Origin of the sequence: Bacillus sp. F19, assembly GCA_023823795.1 — a bacterium.
Classification (GTDB): domain Bacteria; phylum Bacillota; class Bacilli; order Bacillales; family Bacillaceae; genus Bacillus_P.
On sequence record CP085710.1, the window covers coordinates 625,441 to 642,684 of the forward strand.

The 17,244-nt window shown below is 44.8% G+C and carries 12 protein-coding genes, 16 tRNA genes and 3 rRNA genes; 26 read left to right on the top strand and 5 right to left on the bottom strand.

The features are described 5' to 3' along the window. Positions 1 to 268: 268 nt before the first annotated feature. Positions 269 to 1,564 carry a glutamate-1-semialdehyde 2,1-aminomutase gene (locus tag LIT25_03330; protein USK34439.1) on the bottom strand — a complete coding sequence of 432 codons (1,296 nt, stop codon included), beginning with the start codon at positions 1,562 to 1,564 and terminating at the stop codon, positions 269 to 271. A gap of 130 nt (positions 1,565 to 1,694) precedes the next feature. On the opposite strand from LIT25_03330, the gene modA reads away from it, so the two are divergent. The 6 genes from modA to perR all read left to right on the top strand — a co-directional run bounded on the left by modA (position 1,695) and on the right by perR (position 5,831). Beyond that, positions 1,695 to 2,483, top strand: a complete 789-nt coding sequence (gene modA / locus LIT25_03335; protein USK34440.1) for a molybdate ABC transporter substrate-binding protein — start codon at positions 1,695 to 1,697, stop codon at positions 2,481 to 2,483. Next, the gene (modB, locus tag LIT25_03340; GenBank protein ID USK36143.1) at positions 2,473 to 3,129 is read left to right on the top strand and encodes a molybdate ABC transporter permease subunit; all 657 of its coding nucleotides are present in this window, start codon (positions 2,473 to 2,475) and stop codon (positions 3,127 to 3,129) included. Before modA ends, modB begins: the two co-directional genes overlap by 11 nt. Positions 3,130 to 3,217: 88 nt before the next feature. Continuing rightward, a complete protein-coding gene (locus tag LIT25_03345; protein USK34441.1) occupies positions 3,218 to 3,622 on the top strand; it encodes a potassium channel family protein in 405 nt (134 codons plus the stop codon). A 63-nt stretch (positions 3,623 to 3,685) separates the two neighbouring features. Beyond that, entirely contained in the window at positions 3,686 to 4,156 is a 471-nt protein-coding gene (bcp, locus tag LIT25_03350) for a thioredoxin-dependent thiol peroxidase (GenBank protein USK34442.1), read from the top strand. A gap of 170 nt (positions 4,157 to 4,326) precedes the next feature. Next, complete coding sequence (locus LIT25_03355) at positions 4,327 to 5,280, top strand: D-2-hydroxyacid dehydrogenase (GenBank protein ID USK34443.1); 954 nt, start codon at positions 4,327 to 4,329, stop codon at positions 5,278 to 5,280. A gap of 113 nt (positions 5,281 to 5,393) precedes the next feature. Next, entirely contained in the window at positions 5,394 to 5,831 is a 438-nt protein-coding gene (perR, locus tag LIT25_03360) for a peroxide-responsive transcriptional repressor PerR (protein USK34444.1), read from the top strand. Between the two features lie 78 nt (positions 5,832 to 5,909). On the opposite strand, the gene LIT25_03365 is transcribed toward perR, so the two are convergent. Next, the gene (locus LIT25_03365) at positions 5,910 to 6,263 is read right to left on the bottom strand and encodes a YgzB family protein (protein ID USK34445.1); all 354 of its coding nucleotides are present in this window, start codon (positions 6,261 to 6,263) and stop codon (positions 5,910 to 5,912) included. 214 nt (positions 6,264 to 6,477) lie between these two features. On the opposite strand from LIT25_03365, the gene LIT25_03370 reads away from it, so the two are divergent. From LIT25_03370 to LIT25_03465, 20 genes are all read left to right on the top strand, one after another. Continuing rightward, positions 6,478 to 7,350: a nucleotidyltransferase-like protein gene (locus LIT25_03370; protein ID USK34446.1), complete on the top strand. Its 873-nt coding sequence runs from the start codon at positions 6,478 to 6,480 to the stop codon at positions 7,348 to 7,350. 241 nt (positions 7,351 to 7,591) lie between these two features. Continuing rightward, positions 7,592 to 9,128, top strand: a 16S ribosomal RNA gene (locus LIT25_03375). Between the two features lie 233 nt (positions 9,129 to 9,361). Further along, positions 9,362 to 12,290 (top strand): 23S ribosomal RNA (locus tag LIT25_03380). 125 nt (positions 12,291 to 12,415) lie between these two features. Continuing rightward, positions 12,416 to 12,531: ribosomal RNA gene (rrf, locus tag LIT25_03385) — 5S ribosomal RNA — on the top strand. Together the 16S, 23S and 5S rRNA genes with 16 tRNA genes alongside form the textbook arrangement of a ribosomal RNA operon. A 15-nt stretch (positions 12,532 to 12,546) precedes the next feature. Beyond that, positions 12,547 to 12,621: transfer RNA gene (locus LIT25_03390), tRNA-Asn, on the top strand. A gap of 4 nt (positions 12,622 to 12,625) precedes the next feature. Then, positions 12,626 to 12,715, top strand: a tRNA-Ser gene (locus tag LIT25_03395). A 14-nt stretch (positions 12,716 to 12,729) separates the two neighbouring features. Then, positions 12,730 to 12,804, top strand: a tRNA-Glu gene (locus LIT25_03400). A gap of 16 nt (positions 12,805 to 12,820) precedes the next feature. Next, a tRNA-Val gene (locus tag LIT25_03405) sits at positions 12,821 to 12,896 on the top strand. Positions 12,897 to 12,954: 58 nt separating this feature from the next. Then, positions 12,955 to 13,031: transfer RNA gene (locus LIT25_03410), tRNA-Met, on the top strand. 3 nt (positions 13,032 to 13,034) lie between these two features. After that, positions 13,035 to 13,110 (top strand) — tRNA-Asp (locus LIT25_03415). A gap of 24 nt (positions 13,111 to 13,134) precedes the next feature. Beyond that, positions 13,135 to 13,210 (top strand) — tRNA-Phe (locus LIT25_03420). Positions 13,211 to 13,223: 13 nt separating this feature from the next. Continuing rightward, positions 13,224 to 13,299: transfer RNA gene (locus LIT25_03425), tRNA-Thr, on the top strand. Positions 13,300 to 13,309: 10 nt separating this feature from the next. Continuing rightward, positions 13,310 to 13,394 (top strand) — tRNA-Tyr (locus LIT25_03430). Between the two features lie 17 nt (positions 13,395 to 13,411). Then, positions 13,412 to 13,485, top strand: a tRNA-Trp gene (locus LIT25_03435). Positions 13,486 to 13,512: 27 nt separating this feature from the next. Further along, positions 13,513 to 13,588: transfer RNA gene (locus tag LIT25_03440), tRNA-His, on the top strand. Between the two features lie 31 nt (positions 13,589 to 13,619). Next, positions 13,620 to 13,694: transfer RNA gene (locus LIT25_03445), tRNA-Gln, on the top strand. Positions 13,695 to 13,753: 59 nt separating this feature from the next. Next, positions 13,754 to 13,828: transfer RNA gene (locus LIT25_03450), tRNA-Gly, on the top strand. 8 nt (positions 13,829 to 13,836) lie between these two features. Further along, positions 13,837 to 13,910, top strand: a tRNA-Cys gene (locus tag LIT25_03455). Between the two features lie 19 nt (positions 13,911 to 13,929). Beyond that, positions 13,930 to 14,018: transfer RNA gene (locus LIT25_03460), tRNA-Leu, on the top strand. Between the two features lie 20 nt (positions 14,019 to 14,038). Beyond that, a tRNA-Leu gene (locus LIT25_03465) sits at positions 14,039 to 14,119 on the top strand. A 215-nt stretch (positions 14,120 to 14,334) separates the two neighbouring features. On the opposite strand, the gene LIT25_03470 is transcribed toward LIT25_03465, so the two are convergent. From LIT25_03470 to cadA, 3 genes are read right to left on the bottom strand one after another with little or no spacing between them, the layout of a single operon-like run. Next, the gene (locus LIT25_03470; GenBank protein ID USK34447.1) at positions 14,335 to 14,565 is read right to left on the bottom strand and encodes a hypothetical protein; all 231 of its coding nucleotides are present in this window, start codon (positions 14,563 to 14,565) and stop codon (positions 14,335 to 14,337) included. A 28-nt stretch (positions 14,566 to 14,593) separates the two neighbouring features. Beyond that, positions 14,594 to 15,166: a hypothetical protein gene (locus tag LIT25_03475; protein USK34448.1), complete on the bottom strand. Its 573-nt coding sequence runs from the start codon at positions 15,164 to 15,166 to the stop codon at positions 14,594 to 14,596. Then, complete coding sequence (gene cadA, locus LIT25_03480; GenBank protein USK34449.1) at positions 15,072 to 17,243, bottom strand: cadmium-translocating P-type ATPase; 2,172 nt, start codon at positions 17,241 to 17,243, stop codon at positions 15,072 to 15,074. The genes LIT25_03475 and cadA overlap by 95 nt, the downstream gene beginning before the upstream one ends. Position 17,244: the final 1 nt, after the last annotated feature.

The window sequence follows — 17,244 nt, forward strand, 5'->3', positions numbered from 1 at the left end:
ACCTCCCGATAAAATATGAATCTATCATTTAAAACTATAGATTTCTTTGTAAGATTTAATAACCAAATTTTCAGAAATGTAATACTTATCATATCATTTAGATTAAAAAAATTCAATTATTTATGCATGTTTTTGGGGTGCATATACAAGATTGAAAAGTTTAAATATTTATAAAAAACGTACAGGTGCTTATTTGTAAACGTTTTCAATAATAATTAAATAAATAAAAAAACAGGGACTAAAATCCCTGTTTGAATAAATTGTATATTTATACATTTCGCAACTGCTTGAACGAGCGCTCGACTGCAAGCAATGTATCCTTGATATCTTCTTCTGTATGAGCTGTTGTAAGGAACCATGCCTCGTACTTAGAAGGAGCAAGATTAACCCCTTCATGAAGCATCAGTTTAAAGAACTTGGCGAACATTTCGCCATCCGTTCTTTCCGCCTGTTCATAATTGACAACCTTCTCTGTCGTAAAGTAGATGGTCAAAGCACCTTTCAATCGGTTCATCGTAATTGGAATTTGATAGGTTTCTGCATGTTTTTGAATGCCTTCTTCAAGTATTTGTCCAAGTTTATCAAGGTTTTCATATACACCTTTTTCCTGAAGCACTTCAAGACAGGCGATGCCTGATAAGATAGAAGCGGGGTTGCCGGCCATTGTCCCGGCTTGATAGGCAGGACCAAGAGGTGCAACTTGTTCCATGATCTCTTTTTTCCCGCCGTATGCACCAATTGGCAGACCGCCGCCAATGATTTTCCCGAGGGCAGTCAAGTCAGGTGTGACACCAAGCATATCCTGTGCTCCTCCGTACATAAAGCGGAATGCTGTGATGACTTCATCATAGATGACAAGAGCTCCGGCATCATGAGCAAGCTCGTTAATTGCTTCTAAAAAACCTGGATAAGGTTCAACAATCCCGAAGTTTCCTACGATTGGTTCAACTAGAACAGCTGCAACCTCGTCTCCCCATTTCTCAAGTGCTTCTTTAAAAGGTTCAATATCATTAAAAGGAACCGTGATCACTTCATTTGCAATGCTTTTTGGAACTCCAGCAGAATCGGGTGTGCCGAGAGTCGAAGGTCCGGAGCCCGCCGCAACAAGCACAAGATCTGAGTGACCGTGGTAGCATCCTGCAAATTTAATGATTTTATCCCGGCCAGTATACGCCCTTGCAACACGGATCGTTGTCATAACGGCCTCTGTTCCGGAGTTGACAAAACGTACCTTGTCCATTGCCGGCATTGCCTCTTTCAGCATTTTAGCGAACTTCACCTCATGGGGAGTCGGAGTTCCGTAAAGTACGCCATCTTCTGCTGCTTTTTGAATGGCCTTTGTAATGTGCGGGTGAGCATGTCCGGTAATGATTGGCCCGTATGCTGCGAGGTAATCAATGTATTTATTGCCGTCAACATCCCAGAAATAAGCTCCTTTTGCTCTTTCCATCACGACTGGAGATCCGCCGCCGACCGCTTTATAAGAACGGGAAGGACTATTAACCCCGCCTACAATATGCTGCAACGCTTCTTCTTGAAGCTCTTCAGATTTAGTGAATTTCATGTCTTCCTCCTGAAAAAAATTTCTAAAGTCTATTCTAGCATGTTTAAAAAGGATGAAAAACTTTTGCGCATTTTTTTAGTATAATAGAAAGAAATAGATGATTCAGTAAGTAAAGGGTGGACGCTGACAAGTGCTGAAAAAATACCTGGCTTTTCTTATTAGTATAGTTTTCTTAACATCATGCGCATCACAGCAGAGCGGTCCTGAAAAGAAAACCGTTTTGGTCGTTTCGGCTGCAGTAAGTTTAAAAGATTCATTGAATGAGATAAAAAAACAATTTGAGGAAGAGAATCCTTCTATTGAAGTTCGTTATAATTTCAGTTCGACCGGCGCTCTAAAGCGTCAAATAGAACAAGGGGCTCCAGTAGATGTCTTTTTTTCTGCTTCAAAAGATCTTTTTGAACAGCTGGATAAAAAAGGTTTACTAAACGAATCTCTTCAAATGGATTATTTGGGAAACAGTTTAGTGCTTATTACAAATAAAGAGAATGAAGCATTAAAAATGCAGGACCTCGCTTTAGGTGATTTTGGCAAGTTAGCAATAGGCACACCGGAAACAGTTCCTGCCGGCAAGTATGCTAAAGAAGCTCTTATGCATGATGATTTGTGGGAAAGAAACAAAGACCGAATTGTATATGCCAAAGATGTGCGGCAGGTCCTGTCCTATGTTGAAACAGGCAATGTTCAGGCGGGAATTGTTTACAAGACAGATGCCGAGACTTCAGAAAAAGTGAATCAGACCCCAATAGAACCGGCTTCATATGAGAGCATTATCTATCCAGCGGGTGTGCTGAATGAAATTGAACACGAAAAAGAAGCCGAAGCTTTTTTTCACTTTCTGCAGAAAGAACAATCGATAAACGTATTTGAGCAGCAGGGGTTTAAGGTGCTTCATAAAGGTGATCGAGATGTGGAGTGAATTCAGTCAGCCTATTGAGCTGTCACTTCAGGTTGCAATGGTATCGAGTGTATTAGTCATAATAAGCGGAACGTTCATTGGCAGGATCATGGCAAGAACCTCTTTTAAAGGGAAGACAGTGATTGAGACGCTCCTGATGCTGCCGCTTGTTCTTCCGCCTACAGTTGTTGGTTTTCTTCTGATCGTCATTTTCGGCATGAATAGTCCGGCTGGTCAACTTATTGAACGCATTGCAGGCTTTCCAGTCATTTTCACTTGGTGGGCAGCCGTTATAGCCGCATGCGTTGTTTCTTTTCCGCTGATGTATCAGGCCGCCAAGCTTGGATTTCAAATGATTGACCGTGAAATCGAGGATGCTTCGAGGATAGATGGAGCGGATGAACGTCAGGTTTTCAGGCATGTTTCGATCCCGCTCGCGATCCCGTCACTCGTCACGGGGGCGGTTCTTGCGTTTACAAGAGCTCTCGGTGAGTTCGGGGCAAGCCTGATGTTTGCCGGGAATATTCCGGGGCAGACGCAGACAGCTGCAACTGCTATATATGTAGCGATCGATTCAGGGGATATGGAGATGGCGTGGCTTTGGGCTGGAGCGCTTGTCTTGCTTTCTTTCAGTCTTTTGCTCGTTGTCCAGCTTATAAGAAAATAGATGCGAAATTTAAGACAGGCCGAATATTAAAGAACTTCTTGTATATATTGTACCATTACGTGTTTTGGACATGGGGTGCTGCTCATATATGGGAGGGTTATTTGCTATAGCTGTATCGCTGTGTTTGCTGATGAGCTTTACCATCTTCATCCGCACATTTAAGGAACGAAATTTTCTATCTATAGATACATTGTTAATTGTCATCTTCTTATATATTTCAATTTTGATTGGCTTTAGTATGATTTTCTTAATTTTGGACACAAGCGGGTTTGAGGTGCTTGTTGATAATGGGGTTATTATGGAAGGAACCTATCTTGAGCGTTTGCATACTTGCCTGTATTTCAGCGCCGTTACTCTTTTTTCATTAGGATATGGAGATGTCATTCCGATTGGGTTTGGCAGACTGCTTGCCGTTCTCGAAGCGCTTATAGGATATGTTCTGCCTGCTGTTTTTGTTGCAAGAACGGTGTGGGGACTGGAAAAAGGGTCATAAGTTGAATCATTCTTTAGAATTGGGTAGTCTTAGACTAAACCAATTTTTGCGGAGGCTGATAGTATGACAACTCAAATCGGACAAACTGCACCAGATTTTGAACTGACAGCTGATAACGGGGAAAAAGTGAAGCTTTCAGATTTTAAAGGAAAGCATGTCATTCTTTATTTTTACCCAAAAGATATGACCCCGGGCTGCACAACGCAGGCATGTGACTTCAGAGATCAGCACAAAAGCTTTGAGGAGCTTGATGCTGTCATCCTTGGAGTCAGTACAGATGCACAGAGCAAGCATGAAAAATTCAAAGCCAAATACGATCTTCCATTTCTTTTATTAGTTGACGAAGATCACGAAGCTGCTGAAAAATACGGAGTATGGAAGCTGAAGAAAAACTTTGGAAAAGAATATATGGGGATTGAACGTTCAACTTTCCTTATCAATAAGGACGGCGAGCTTGTCAAAGAGTGGCGGAAAGTTAAAGTGAAAGGCCATGTTGAAGAAGCCCTTCAATATATGAAAGAAAATTTGTCATAACAGGACTTTTTTTAGGAACTGAGTCAAACGTCCAGACAAAAAATAAGAATCGGAGTATGTTGTAAAGAAGGCATAACCTCCTCATTCGTTAGCGCAATTAAGTGCAGGAACTTTGGTTCCTGCACTCTTTTTATTTCTGATAAAATAAAAGGAAAAAGGGGAATTTGAATGTGAAGATTTTATCAACAGTAAAGCTGCCCGGTTATTTGAAGGAAGAATTAATAAATAAATTTCCAGATGTGAATTTTCATTTTGACAACAGGATCAATGAAGTCATGGACGAAGTAAAAGAAGCAGAAGTGATTTTGACATACGGTGAAGATCTGACAGCTGACATTATTGGACAAGCAAAAGAACTGAAATGGCTGATGGTTGCGTCTGCAGGGATGGATAAACTCCCTTTTGATGCGTTAATTCATCAGAATATACTGGTCACCAACTCTAAAGGTGTGCATAAGATTCCAATGGCTGAATATACACTATCAATGATGCTGCAAATTTCAAGGGAGTCACAGCAGCTGTATGGGAATCAGCAGGAGAGAAAATGGGACCGCAGAGTCAAAATGCATGAACTCCATGGGAAAACTGTCTTTATTTTAGGAGCAGGTGCCATCGGAACTGAAATTGCAAGGCTCGCTAAAGCTTTCGGAATGACAACGAAAGGGATGAACAGATCCGGCAGAATCGTTGAATATTTTGATATAATCTATACATACAATGGCTTGGAAGAAGGAATGAAAAAAGCAGACTTTGTTGTTTCTGTTCTGCCTAGTACAAAAGAAACAAAAGGGATAATGGAGTATAAAGCATTCAGCTTGATGAAACCGGAAGGCGTCTTCATTAACATTGGGCGCGGAGATGCGGTATGCGAAGCTGATTTAGTAAAAGCGCTGAACGAGGGAAAGCTAAAGCATGCAGTACTTGATGTGTTCAGAGAGGAACCATTGAGACAAGATCATCCCTTCTGGGGAATGAAGAATGTAACAGTAACACCGCATTTGTCCGGCATCACAGAGAACTATCTGCCTAGAGCGATGGATATTTTTAAAACAAACTTGGCGTTATATATAGATGGAGATTATGCATCCATGGAAAATGCAATTGAATTAATACAAGGATACTGAGGCAATCACAGCCAGGCTGTCTAACAGCAATTGACAAAAGTCTCAATCACAATGTACACTATTTATAAATATTATAAAGTAAGAATGTTTTTCAGGAAAGAGGTGCATAGCGGATGTCTGAACATCAGTTAAAAGAAGCACTTGACACGCTGAAGCAGACTGGAGTGCGCATTACTCCCCAGCGGCATGCCATTTTAGAATACCTTATTCAATCTATGACTCACCCTACAGCTGATGATATTTATAAATCCCTGGAAAGCAAGTTTCCAAATATGAGCGTTGCAACGGTCTATAACAATTTGCGTGTATTTCGCGAGGTAGGCCTTGTCAAAGAATTAACGTACGGGGATGCTTCGAGCAGATTTGATTTTGTCACAACGGAGCATTACCATGTTATTTGTGAAAAATGCGGAAAGATTGTAGATTTTCATTATCCGGGACTAGATGAGGTAGAACATCTTGCTTCACACGTGACAGGTTTCAAAGTAAGTCATCATCGCATGGAGATCTACGGAGTGTGCGGAAGCTGCGAAAAGAAAGAAACGCATTAAACGGACTGAATGACTTTATAAGCATTCAGTTTTTTTTTCTGAAATATAAGCGGGGTGCAGTATATGCACCCCGCTTTTTTATTCGACCGTTGTGCGATTGTATTTTTCATCAAAGTCTTTGCCTTCCAGATTCGGATCCAGTGTCAGCGGTTCGTTGCAATACATGCATATATCAACCCTGCCGAGAATCTTCGTTGTTTTGCTGCATGAAGGGCATGTTACTTGAACAGCTTTAGTCGAGAGCATGCCGATCCAGAAGTAAACCACCGTGCTTCCTACTATAGATAATAACCCGAGCATCATGAATATGGTCATGACAATCGGAGAAGTTCTGAAGAAAATACCAATATACATAATGAAAAATCCAATAAAGACTAAACTCAATGCAAACGTGCGGATTTTATTAATCTTGCTAGAATATTTCGCTGCCATTATTCCAACCTCCCAAATACAAATATAGCACAAATGTAAGGGATTTCGCAGAAAATATCCAATGGTGCCTTAAATAAAAACGACAGGAAATCTTAGAAAATAATAGATTCTCTCTCAGCATTCACTTATAATTTTGAGGTGCTGTATTTGAAAGGGATTTTATCACTTATGTAGAATTCTGATATATAGTCATAAATTAAATGGGGGAATCACAATGGAAAATCTTCTCCGTCCTATTTATCAAGAGAGAGCAAGTCATCCAGACACATTAGCAATCGTCATGATTGAAAAGAGAAATCAAACATCACCGCTTACAGATAATTTGGATGTCGCCCTGCTTGTTATTGTAAAAGAAGCGAAGCAGCCTGTTTATATTAAGCATTATGAATTTGACAATCAAAAGGCTTCACTGAATATAGTGACTGATGAACAGATTCAGCAGTGGATCCTGCTTGGAACTAACCGCCGCATTGTAGAATGGATTTTAAACGGGAAAGTTCTATTTGACAGAAATGAATACCTTGGCAAGCTTTTGGATCGTCTAAAAATGTTTCCTTTCTCAGAACGCAGATTAAAAATCGGCCTCGAGTATGGCAAGCTTATTAGAAGATACTTGGAAGGCAAGGTGTTTTTTGAATCAAAGCAGTTCCTTGATGCGTACAATCATATCGTTCATGCCCTTCATCATCTGGCCAGACTTGAAGTAATTGATCATGGATTTTATCCTGAGGTTACAGTCTGGAATCAAGTGAGGCAGATGGAACCGCAGGTTTATAAGCTGTATAAAGAGCTGGTTGAAAGTGAAGAGTCACTTGAAAAAAGACTTGAACTCCTCTTTTTGGCGAGTGATTTCCTGATCCACTCCAAATCAGAAATTGGTGCAGGACACCTGTTAAGCATCCTTTCTGAAAAAGAAGTGTGGCACTATGCAGAGCTTCTAGAGCATCCGGAAGCTAAATATTATTCGGTAGATTTAAGTGTGTTATTAGAGTTTCTTGTAGATAAAAATTTCGTTGAAGTTGTTCAGATTGAGACGAAAGGACAGAGAATTTTCCATCGCGGATATTCTGTTACAAAAAAGTATTGACTTTAGTTTTTTACGATGATATATTAATAAGCGTCGCTGCTGAAGCAAGTTCAAACATGACGGCGCAGACAGCGACTTTCAATTAAAAAAACTTCTTAAAAAATGTTGACACCGAGTTAACGAAATGTTATATTAAGAAGGTCGCTTCAAGAGTGAAAATGATCTTTGAAAACTAAACAAAACCAAAAGCGTACCAAACGTTTTAAATTTTTAAGTCAGCAACAAATTGAGTCACAAATTTTCTTCGGAGAGTTTGATCCTGGCTCAGGACGAACGCTGGCGGCGTGCCTAATACATGCAAGTCGAGCGAACTTCTTCGGAAGTTAGCGGCGGACGGGTGAGTAACACGTGGGCAACCTGCCTGTAAGACTGGGATAACTCCGGGAAACCGGAGCTAATACCGGATAGTATCTTGAACCGCATGGTTCAAGTTGGAAAGACGGTTTCGGCTGTCACTTACAGATGGGCCCGCGGCGCATTAGCTAGTTGGTGAGGTAATGGCTCACCAAGGCAACGATGCGTAGCCGACCTGAGAGGGTGATCGGCCACACTGGGACTGAGACACGGCCCAGACTCCTACGGGAGGCAGCAGTAGGGAATCTTCCGCAATGGACGAAAGTCTGACGGAGCAACGCCGCGTGAGTGATGAAGGTTTTCGGATCGTAAAACTCTGTTGTTAGGGAAGAACAAGTGCGAGAGTAACTGCTCGCACCTTGACGGTACCTAACCAGAAAGCCACGGCTAACTACGTGCCAGCAGCCGCGGTAATACGTAGGTGGCAAGCGTTGTCCGGAATTATTGGGCGTAAAGCGCGCGCAGGCGGTTTCTTAAGTCTGATGTGAAAGCCCCCGGCTCAACCGGGGAGGGTCATTGGAAACTGGGAAACTTGAGTGCAGAAGAGGAGAGTGGAATTCCACGTGTAGCGGTGAAATGCGTAGAGATGTGGAGGAACACCAGTGGCGAAGGCGACTCTCTGGTCTGTAACTGACGCTGAGGCGCGAAAGCGTGGGGAGCGAACAGGATTAGATACCCTGGTAGTCCACGCCGTAAACGATGAGTGCTAAGTGTTAGAGGGTTTCCGCCCTTTAGTGCTGCAGCTAACGCATTAAGCACTCCGCCTGGGGAGTACGGTCGCAAGACTGAAACTCAAAGGAATTGACGGGGCCCGCACAAGCGGTGGAGCATGTGGTTTAATTCGAAGCAACGCGAAGAACCTTACCAGGTCTTGACATCCTTTGCCACTTCTAGAGATAGAAGGTTCCCCTTCGGGGGACAAAGTGACAGGTGGTGCATGGTTGTCGTCAGCTCGTGTCGTGAGATGTTGGGTTAAGTCCCGCAACGAGCGCAACCCTTGATCTTAGTTGCCAGCATTCAGTTGGGCACTCTAAGGTGACTGCCGGTGACAAACCGGAGGAAGGTGGGGATGACGTCAAATCATCATGCCCCTTATGACCTGGGCTACACACGTGCTACAATGGATGGTACAAAGGGCTGCGAGACCGCGAGGTTTAGCCAATCCCATAAAACCATTCTCAGTTCGGATTGCAGGCTGCAACTCGCCTGCATGAAGCTGGAATCGCTAGTAATCGCGGATCAGCATGCCGCGGTGAATACGTTCCCGGGCCTTGTACACACCGCCCGTCACACCACGAGAGTTTGCAACACCCGAAGTCGGTGGGGTAACCGCAAGGAGCCAGCCGCCTAAGGTGGGGTAGATGATTGGGGTGAAGTCGTAACAAGGTAGCCGTATCGGAAGGTGCGGCTGGATCACCTCCTTTCTAAGGATATATGAGGACGCTTTTGGTTTTTGTTTAGTTTTGAGAGATCATTCTCTCTATGATAGAAGACAAATCATCTGATTTGTCAGTTGTTCTTTGAAAACTAGATAACGTAATTGATAACAAGTAATTCACTGAGATTTACGCTTACCATAATTAGTGATTTTCTAGACATTTATGTCTAAACAAACAACGAAATGCGAAACGCATCTCATGATGCGATTGACCATTTAGGTTAAGTTATGAAGGGCGCACGGTGGATGCCTTGGCACTAGGAGCCGATGAAGGACGGACTAACACCGATATGCTTTGGGGAGCTGTAAGTAAGCTTTGATCCAGAGATTTCCGAATGGGGAAACCCACTGTTCGTAATGGAACAGTATCTTTATCTGAATACATAGGATAATGAAGGCAGACCCGGGGAACTGAAACATCTAAGTACCCGGAGGAAGAGAAAGCAAACGCGATTTCCCAAGTAGCGGCGAGCGAAACGGAATTAGCCCAAACCAAGAGGCTTGCCTCTTGGGGTTGTAGGACACTCTATACGGAGTTACAAAGGAACGGGGTAGATGAAGCGACCTGGAAAGGTCCGTCAGAGAAGGTAATAACCCTGTAGTCGAAACTTCGTTCCCTCCAGAGTGGATCCTGAGTACGGCGGGACACGAGAAATCCCGTCGGAAGCAGGGAGGACCATCTCCCAAGGCTAAATACTCCCTAGTGACCGATAGTGAACCAGTACCGTGAGGGAAAGGTGAAAAGCACCCCGGAAGGGGAGTGAAAAGATCCTGAAACCGTGTGCTTACAAGTAGTCAGAGCCCGTTAATGGGTGATGGCGTGCCTTTGTAGAATGAACCGGCGAGTTACGATCCCGTGCAAGGTTAAGTTGATGAGACGGAGCCGCAGCGAAAGCGAGTCTGAATAGGGCGTTTTAGTACGTGGTCGTAGACCCGAAACCAGGTGATCTACCCATGTCCAGGGTGAAGTTCAGGTAACACTGAATGGAGGCCCGAACCCACGCACGTTGAAAAGTGCGGGGATGAGGTGTGGGTAGCGGAGAAATTCCAATCGAACCTGGAGATAGCTGGTTCTCTCCGAAATAGCTTTAGGGCTAGCCTCAAGTATGAGAGTCTTGGAGGTAGAGCACTGATTGGACTAGGGGCCCTCATCGGGTTACCGAATTCAGTCAAACTCCGAATGCCAAAGACTTGCTCCTTGGGAGTCAGACTGCGAGTGATAAGATCCGTAGTCAAGAGGGAAACAGCCCAGACCACCAGCTAAGGTCCCAAAGTATACGTTAAGTGGAAAAGGATGTGGAGTTGCTTAGACAACCAGGATGTTGGCTTAGAAGCAGCCACCATTTAAAGAGTGCGTAATAGCTCACTGGTCGAGTGACTCTGCGCCGAAAATGTACCGGGGCTAAACGTATCACCGAAGCTGTGGACTGTTCTTACGAACAGTGGTAGGAGAGCGTTCTAAGGGCGTTGAAGCTAGACCGTAAGGACTGGTGGAGCGCTTAGAAGTGAGAATGCCGGTATGAGTAGCGAAAGAGGGGTGAGAATCCCCTCCACCGAATGCCTAAGGTTTCCTGAGGAAGGCTCGTCCGCTCAGGGTTAGTCGGGACCTAAGCCGAGGCCGAAAGGCGTAGGCGATGGACAACAGGTTGATATTCCTGTACCACCTCCTCACCATTTGAGCAATGGGGGGACGCAGGAGGATAGGGCAAGCGCGCTGTTGGATATGCGCGTCCAAGCAGTTAGGCTGAGAAGTAGGCAAATCCGCTTCTCATATAAGGCTGAGCTGTGATGGCGAGGGAAATTTAGTACCGAAGTTCCTGATTCCACACTGCCAAGAAAAGCCTCTAGCGAGGTGAGAGGTGCCCGTACCGCAAACCGACACAGGTAGGCGAGGAGAGAATCCTAAGGTGAGCGAGAGAACTCTCGTTAAGGAACTCGGCAAAATGACCCCGTAACTTCGGGAGAAGGGGTGCTTTTTAGGGTTCATAGCCCTGAAAAGCCGCAGTGAATAGGCCCAGGCGACTGTTTAGCAAAAACACAGGTCTCTGCGAAGCCGCAAGGCGAAGTATAGGGGCTGACGCCTGCCCGGTGCTGGAAGGTTAAGAGGAGAGGTTAGCGCAAGCGAAGCTTTGAATTGAAGCCCCAGTAAACGGCGGCCGTAACTATAACGGTCCTAAGGTAGCGAAATTCCTTGTCGGGTAAGTTCCGACCCGCACGAAAGGCGTAACGATCTGGGCACTGTCTCAACGAGAGACTCGGTGAAATTATAGTACCTGTGAAGATGCAGGTTACCCGCGACAGGACGGAAAGACCCCGTGGAGCTTTACTGTAGCCTGATATTGAATTTTGGTACAGCTTGTACAGGATAGGTAGGAGCCTTGGAAGCCGGAGCGCCAGCTTCGGTGGAGGCATTGGTGGGATACTACCCTTGCTGTATTGAAATTCTAACCCACAGCCCTGATCGGGCTGGGAGACAGTGTCAGGTGGGCAGTTTGACTGGGGCGGTCGCCTCCTAAAATGTAACGGAGGCGCCCAAAGGTTCCCTCAGAATGGTTGGAAATCATTCGCAGAGTGTAAAGGCACAAGGGAGCTTGACTGCGAGACCTACAAGTCGAGCAGGGACGAAAGTCGGGCTTAGTGATCCGGTGGTTCCGCATGGAAGGGCCATCGCTCAACGGATAAAAGCTACCCCGGGGATAACAGGCTTATCTCCCCCAAGAGTCCACATCGACGGGGAGGTTTGGCACCTCGATGTCGGCTCATCGCATCCTGGGGCTGTAGTCGGTCCCAAGGGTTGGGCTGTTCGCCCATTAAAGCGGTACGCGAGCTGGGTTCAGAACGTCGTGAGACAGTTCGGTCCCTATCCGTCGTGGGCGCAGGAAATTTGAGAGGAGCTGTCCTTAGTACGAGAGGACCGGGATGGACGCACCGCTGGTGTACCAGTTGTCTTGCCAAAGGCATCGCTGGGTAGCTATGTGCGGAAGGGATAAGTGCTGAAAGCATCTAAGCATGAAGCCCCCCTCAAGATGAGATTTCCCATCACATTAGTGAGTAAGAACCCTGAAAGATGATCAGGTTGATAGGTCTGAGGTGGAAGCGCGGTGACGTGTGGAGCTGACAGATACTAATCGTTCGAGGACTTAACCACATCTAATATGTGTAAATGTAAGTGAATCTTGTTATCAAACGTTATTTAGTTTTGAAAGAATAACTTCTTTCAAAAAAAAGCTTGAAATCTTTTGATTTCATAGTATAATAATTTTTGTCACTATGTCTGGTGATGATGGCAAAGAGGTCACACCCGTTCCCATGCCGAACACGGAAGTTAAGCTCTTTAGCGCCGATGGTAGTTGGGGGTTTCCCCCTGTGAGAGTAGGACGTTGCCAGGCTGGTGAAAATATTATTCCGCAGTAGCTCAGTGGTAGAGCTATCGGCTGTTAACCGATCGGTCGTAGGTTCGAGTCCTACCTGCGGAGCCATTTTGGAGAGCTGTCCGAGTGGCCGAAGGAGCACGATTGGAAATCGTGTAGGCGGTAACCCGTCTCAAGGGTTCGAATCCCTTGCTCTCCGCCACTACTTATATAAATGGCCCGTTGGTCAAGCGGTTAAGACACCGCCCTTTCACGGCGGTAACACGGGTTCGAATCCCGTACGGGTCACCAACATCATTTTCACTGCGGAGGATTAGCTCAGCTGGGAGAGCATCTGCCTTACAAGCAGAGGGTCGGCGGTTCGAGCCCGTCATCCTCCACCATCTTTACTAAATTGCTGCTGTACTGAATTTAGCAGCACAAAACTTCATTTATTATTATCGCGGGGTGGAGCAGTCTGGTAGCTCGTCGGGCTCATAACCCGAAGGTCGCAGGTTCAAATCCTGTCCCCGCAACCAAATGGTCCCGTGGTGTAGCGGTTAACATGCCTGCCTGTCACGCAGGAGATCGCCGGTTCGATCCCGGTCGGGACCGCCATTCTTAATTAAAAAAGAAAAAAATGGCTTGGTAGCTCAGTCGGTAGAGCAAAGGACTGAAAATCCTTGTGTCGGCGGTTCGATTCCGTCCCAAGCCACCATTTACACTTAAATGCCGGTGTAGCTCAATTGGTAGAGCAACTGACTTGTAATCAGTAGGTTGGGGGTTCAAGTCCTCTTGCCGGCACCACTTACAGTGTGGAGGGGTAGCGAAGTGGCTAAACGCGGCGGACTGTAAATCCGCTCCCTCCGGGTTCGGCGGTTCGAATCCGTCCCCCTCCACCATTTTATAAAAAGAATATAGGGGCATAGTTTAAAGGTAGAACAGAGGTCTCCAAAACCTCCGGTGTGGGTTCGATTCCTACTGCCCCTGCCAATAATTTAAATCTTATATAGTATAATGGCGGTTGTGGCGAAGTGGTTAACGCACCAGATTGTGGCTCTGGCATTCGTGGGTTCGATTCCCATCAGTCGCCCCATTTTTTACTTAATAGGTTTTTTGTTCTGTTTTGGGCTATAGCCAAGCGGTAAGGCAACGGACTTTGACTCCGTCATGCGCTGGTTCGAATCCAGCTAGCCCAGCCATTTTTCAATAAGAGTCATCTTTGTGCAGCTCCTGCATAAAATACATTACGATACGATTTGCGGAAGTAGTTCAGTGGTAGAACACCACCTTGCCAAGGTGGGGGTCGCGGGTTCGAATCCCGTCTTCCGCTCCAATAGTTGAGGCGGCATAGCCAAGTGGTAAGGCAGAGGTCTGCAAAACCTTTATCCCCGGTTCAAATCCGGGTGTCGCCTCCAATTTTTATTTATCACCCTTGCCGGGGTGGCGGAACTGGCAGACGCACAGGACTTAAAATCCTGCGGTAGGTGACTACCGTACCGGTTCGATTCCGGTCCTCGGCACCATCTTCATCACAATTTCATTTGCCGGTGTGGCGGAATTGGCAGACGCGCACGACTCAAAATCGTGTTCCTCTGGAGTGTCGGTTCGACCCCGACCACCGGTATCATTTTACTTAAAAACTAGCTAATTATAAAGGATTGTGAGTTCAGTTTATATGCTGAGCACGCAGTCCTTTTTTGTTTATATCGTGTGCGTATTTAATATCTTGCAGCATTTAATTTATAATTAGATGATCACATCGTATTGCTTATGGTCTGGTCAGTAACAATGGTTTACGACAAATAAAACCACCCGTTGCCCGGATGGTTTTATAGAAAATTATCTTGATCCGACCGCTTGCTTTTCTGCAATTAAATCTTCCAGTCTCTCTTTCTGTGTCACAAGATCCTCTATGGTGAGCTCCGCCTTGGCTGGGGAAAAGGTTACTTGAGGAGCCTGCTGAATCAGATTTTTGAGCTGTCCGTTATTTTGCTCATACACCCGGTAACCGACAGCCCCAAATACTGTTCCAGATACAAAACCCATTAAAAAGTCGCGATTAAAATTCATTTTCTTCATCCTCCTGTATGTTTTGTATTTATATTTGGAGAAGCAGAGAGCTTCTTCGCATATCATTAAAAACCTCGAGTAAGTTTACAACCCAAGTAACCATCGCTACCTGCAGGATGTTTTCTGCCCCTAGGGAGAGCATTGAAATAATTCCAGTTATCACATCCGGATGACTTAGCTTGTTTTCTCCATGTGATAAGACAGTATATGACGTTGAAATAACCACTAAATAGTCAAATGCGTCTGGGCGGCGTTTAGTATGCTTCCTTAGAAAAGCCGCAATCAACAAGGCACCCGAGATAAACGATCTCAGAAGATCTGCTGCTATTTTTTTCTTGCTGCCGAGCATCATCGGATTTGTTCCATCAAAGCTTTGAAAAAACAGGCCGACATACCGGAGCACATTTTTGCTGTTAAGTATGTGCTGATCATAGTTGATAACAAGAGATTGAACAATCGGTTCGATCCTGACATTTACAATTCCTCTAATTGATTCAAACATTTCTTTAATAGCTGAGTGCTCGGTTGTTACTGCCAGCGCCGGAACCGATAATCTCATTCTGCCTGCTATGGAATGTAGGATTCGGTATCTGAAATACATTCGATTTGCCTCCTGTAAAAATAAGTTTGGCACTATTGAGGACAACACCTATTGTTGCCGCATTATGAATGGCAGCACCTACAACAGGTCTTATGATTCCGAACGTCCCGAGTAATATGGCGCCGGTATTAATAAGAAGGGTAGCAGTGATGTTTTGTTTCATGATCTTCATCGTTTCTTTAGAAATATTAATGGCTTCGCTCACCAGCAAAGGGTTGTCGGAATGAATAACCACATCTGCAGTTTCCATTGCAATATCCGTTTTTTTGGAACCGATTGTAACACCGATGTCTGCATAGGCAAGGGCAGGTGCATCATTGATCCCGTCCCCGACCATCATGATAGTCCGTTCCTGATCTTTTTTGAGGTGCCGGACAATGCTGGCTTTATCCTGGGGCATGGCCTCTGAGATGTATTCGTCTACAGAGATGCGGGCAGCTACTTTTTTTGCAGCTTGTTCATAGTCACCGGTCAGCATGATGCATTCATCAATTCCATTCCGTTTCAGCTGATTGATTGAACGATTCATACCATTTCTGATTTTATCTTCAATTTCAATTACACCCATCAGCTGGAGGTTCATTGCTACATATACCCCTGTTTGAAGACGGCCGGGTACATCTACACCATGATCATCCATAAAATTCCTGCTTCCTACGATGACATGTTTCCCATTAACAAAAACAGAAACGCCTTTTCCTACGTAATTTTCTAACGATTCGTCTTCATGATCAGGTATGGAGATACCCCTGATCTCGGCTTCCGCTAAAATGGCCTCGGCAATTGGATGAGAGGAATGCTCCTCAGCGGAAGCAGCATAAGCCAGCAGCTGGTCTTCTGAACAGCCGTTAACGGTATGAATTTCTGTAACAATCGGCTTTCCTTCTGTGACGGTTCCTGTTTTATCAAAAATTACTGTATCTGTTTTAGCCAGTTTCTCGATTGTATGGCCGCCTTTTATTAAAATTCCTTTTTGGGCTGCCTTCCCGATTGCTCCTGAAATGGCGGCTGCTGTCGATAGCTTTACTCCGCACACATAATCAATTACAAGCATATTCAGCACCCGGTTCCAGTCTCTTGTAAAAACGAAAATAAAGCCAGCCAGCATAAATGATAAAGGAACCATCTTATTCGTAAAGCGCTCAGATATTGTTTGTATTGGTGCTTGCTTATCCTGAGCCTCTTCGATTAATTTGATCATCCTGTTAACTGTCAGATCCTCACCAATTTTGTCTACCTCAAGAACGATGTTCCCTTCAGTGACGATGCTTCCGGCATACACATAAGAACCTTCTGAAACATGAACATGTGTATATTCTCCCGTTATAGAGGATTGATCAACTTGAGCATGATGGCTTACAATTCTACCGTCAAAAGGGATCTTTTCCCCTTGGAAAACAGCAACTTGATCACCGGCTTTTACTTTGTCTGTTTCGACTTTAATTTCTTGTTGATTTCCGGTGACCAGCCAAGCATAAGGTGTTTTAACTTCCATCATTTCCCTTATGTGTCCTCTTGTCCTGTTTAACGTATAATCCATGAGCCATTCACTGATGGACGACATGACATAGATAACCAGTGCGGATTGCGGACTTCCTTTTAATAAAGATGCAATCAGAGCGGAAGCAGTAAGGGTATCTGGATTAGGTTTTCTCAAAGATTTTAAACCATTGATGATTATTTCCCTTGAAGCGTACAAAACTGCAAAAGCAGAAGGAGTAAAGAAGTTTGCAAAAGGCCCTTTGAAAAGAGGCGGTAAACCAAACATTCTCTCCGCAATATAAGTTGATGCCACCAGCCCGAAACCGCTAAAAGCCTGCAGTGGTGAAGAGGTTTTTCTTGCAGATTGGGCATGAACAGATTTTTCAGGAGAAGGAAATAATTCCAATTTTAGATTAATGCAGGCTGAAGAATGGTGAAGCACAGCAGTACGGCTTATTGGAGAATATAAGGCTGATATGACTCCGGGAATCGACCTGAGCTTTGCTTCAATAACGGAAATGGACTCCCCGCTGCCAGTCCATCTGACTCTTGTTCTTCCTGGAATGGAATGCAAAATCTCAATGGCTAAATTCATG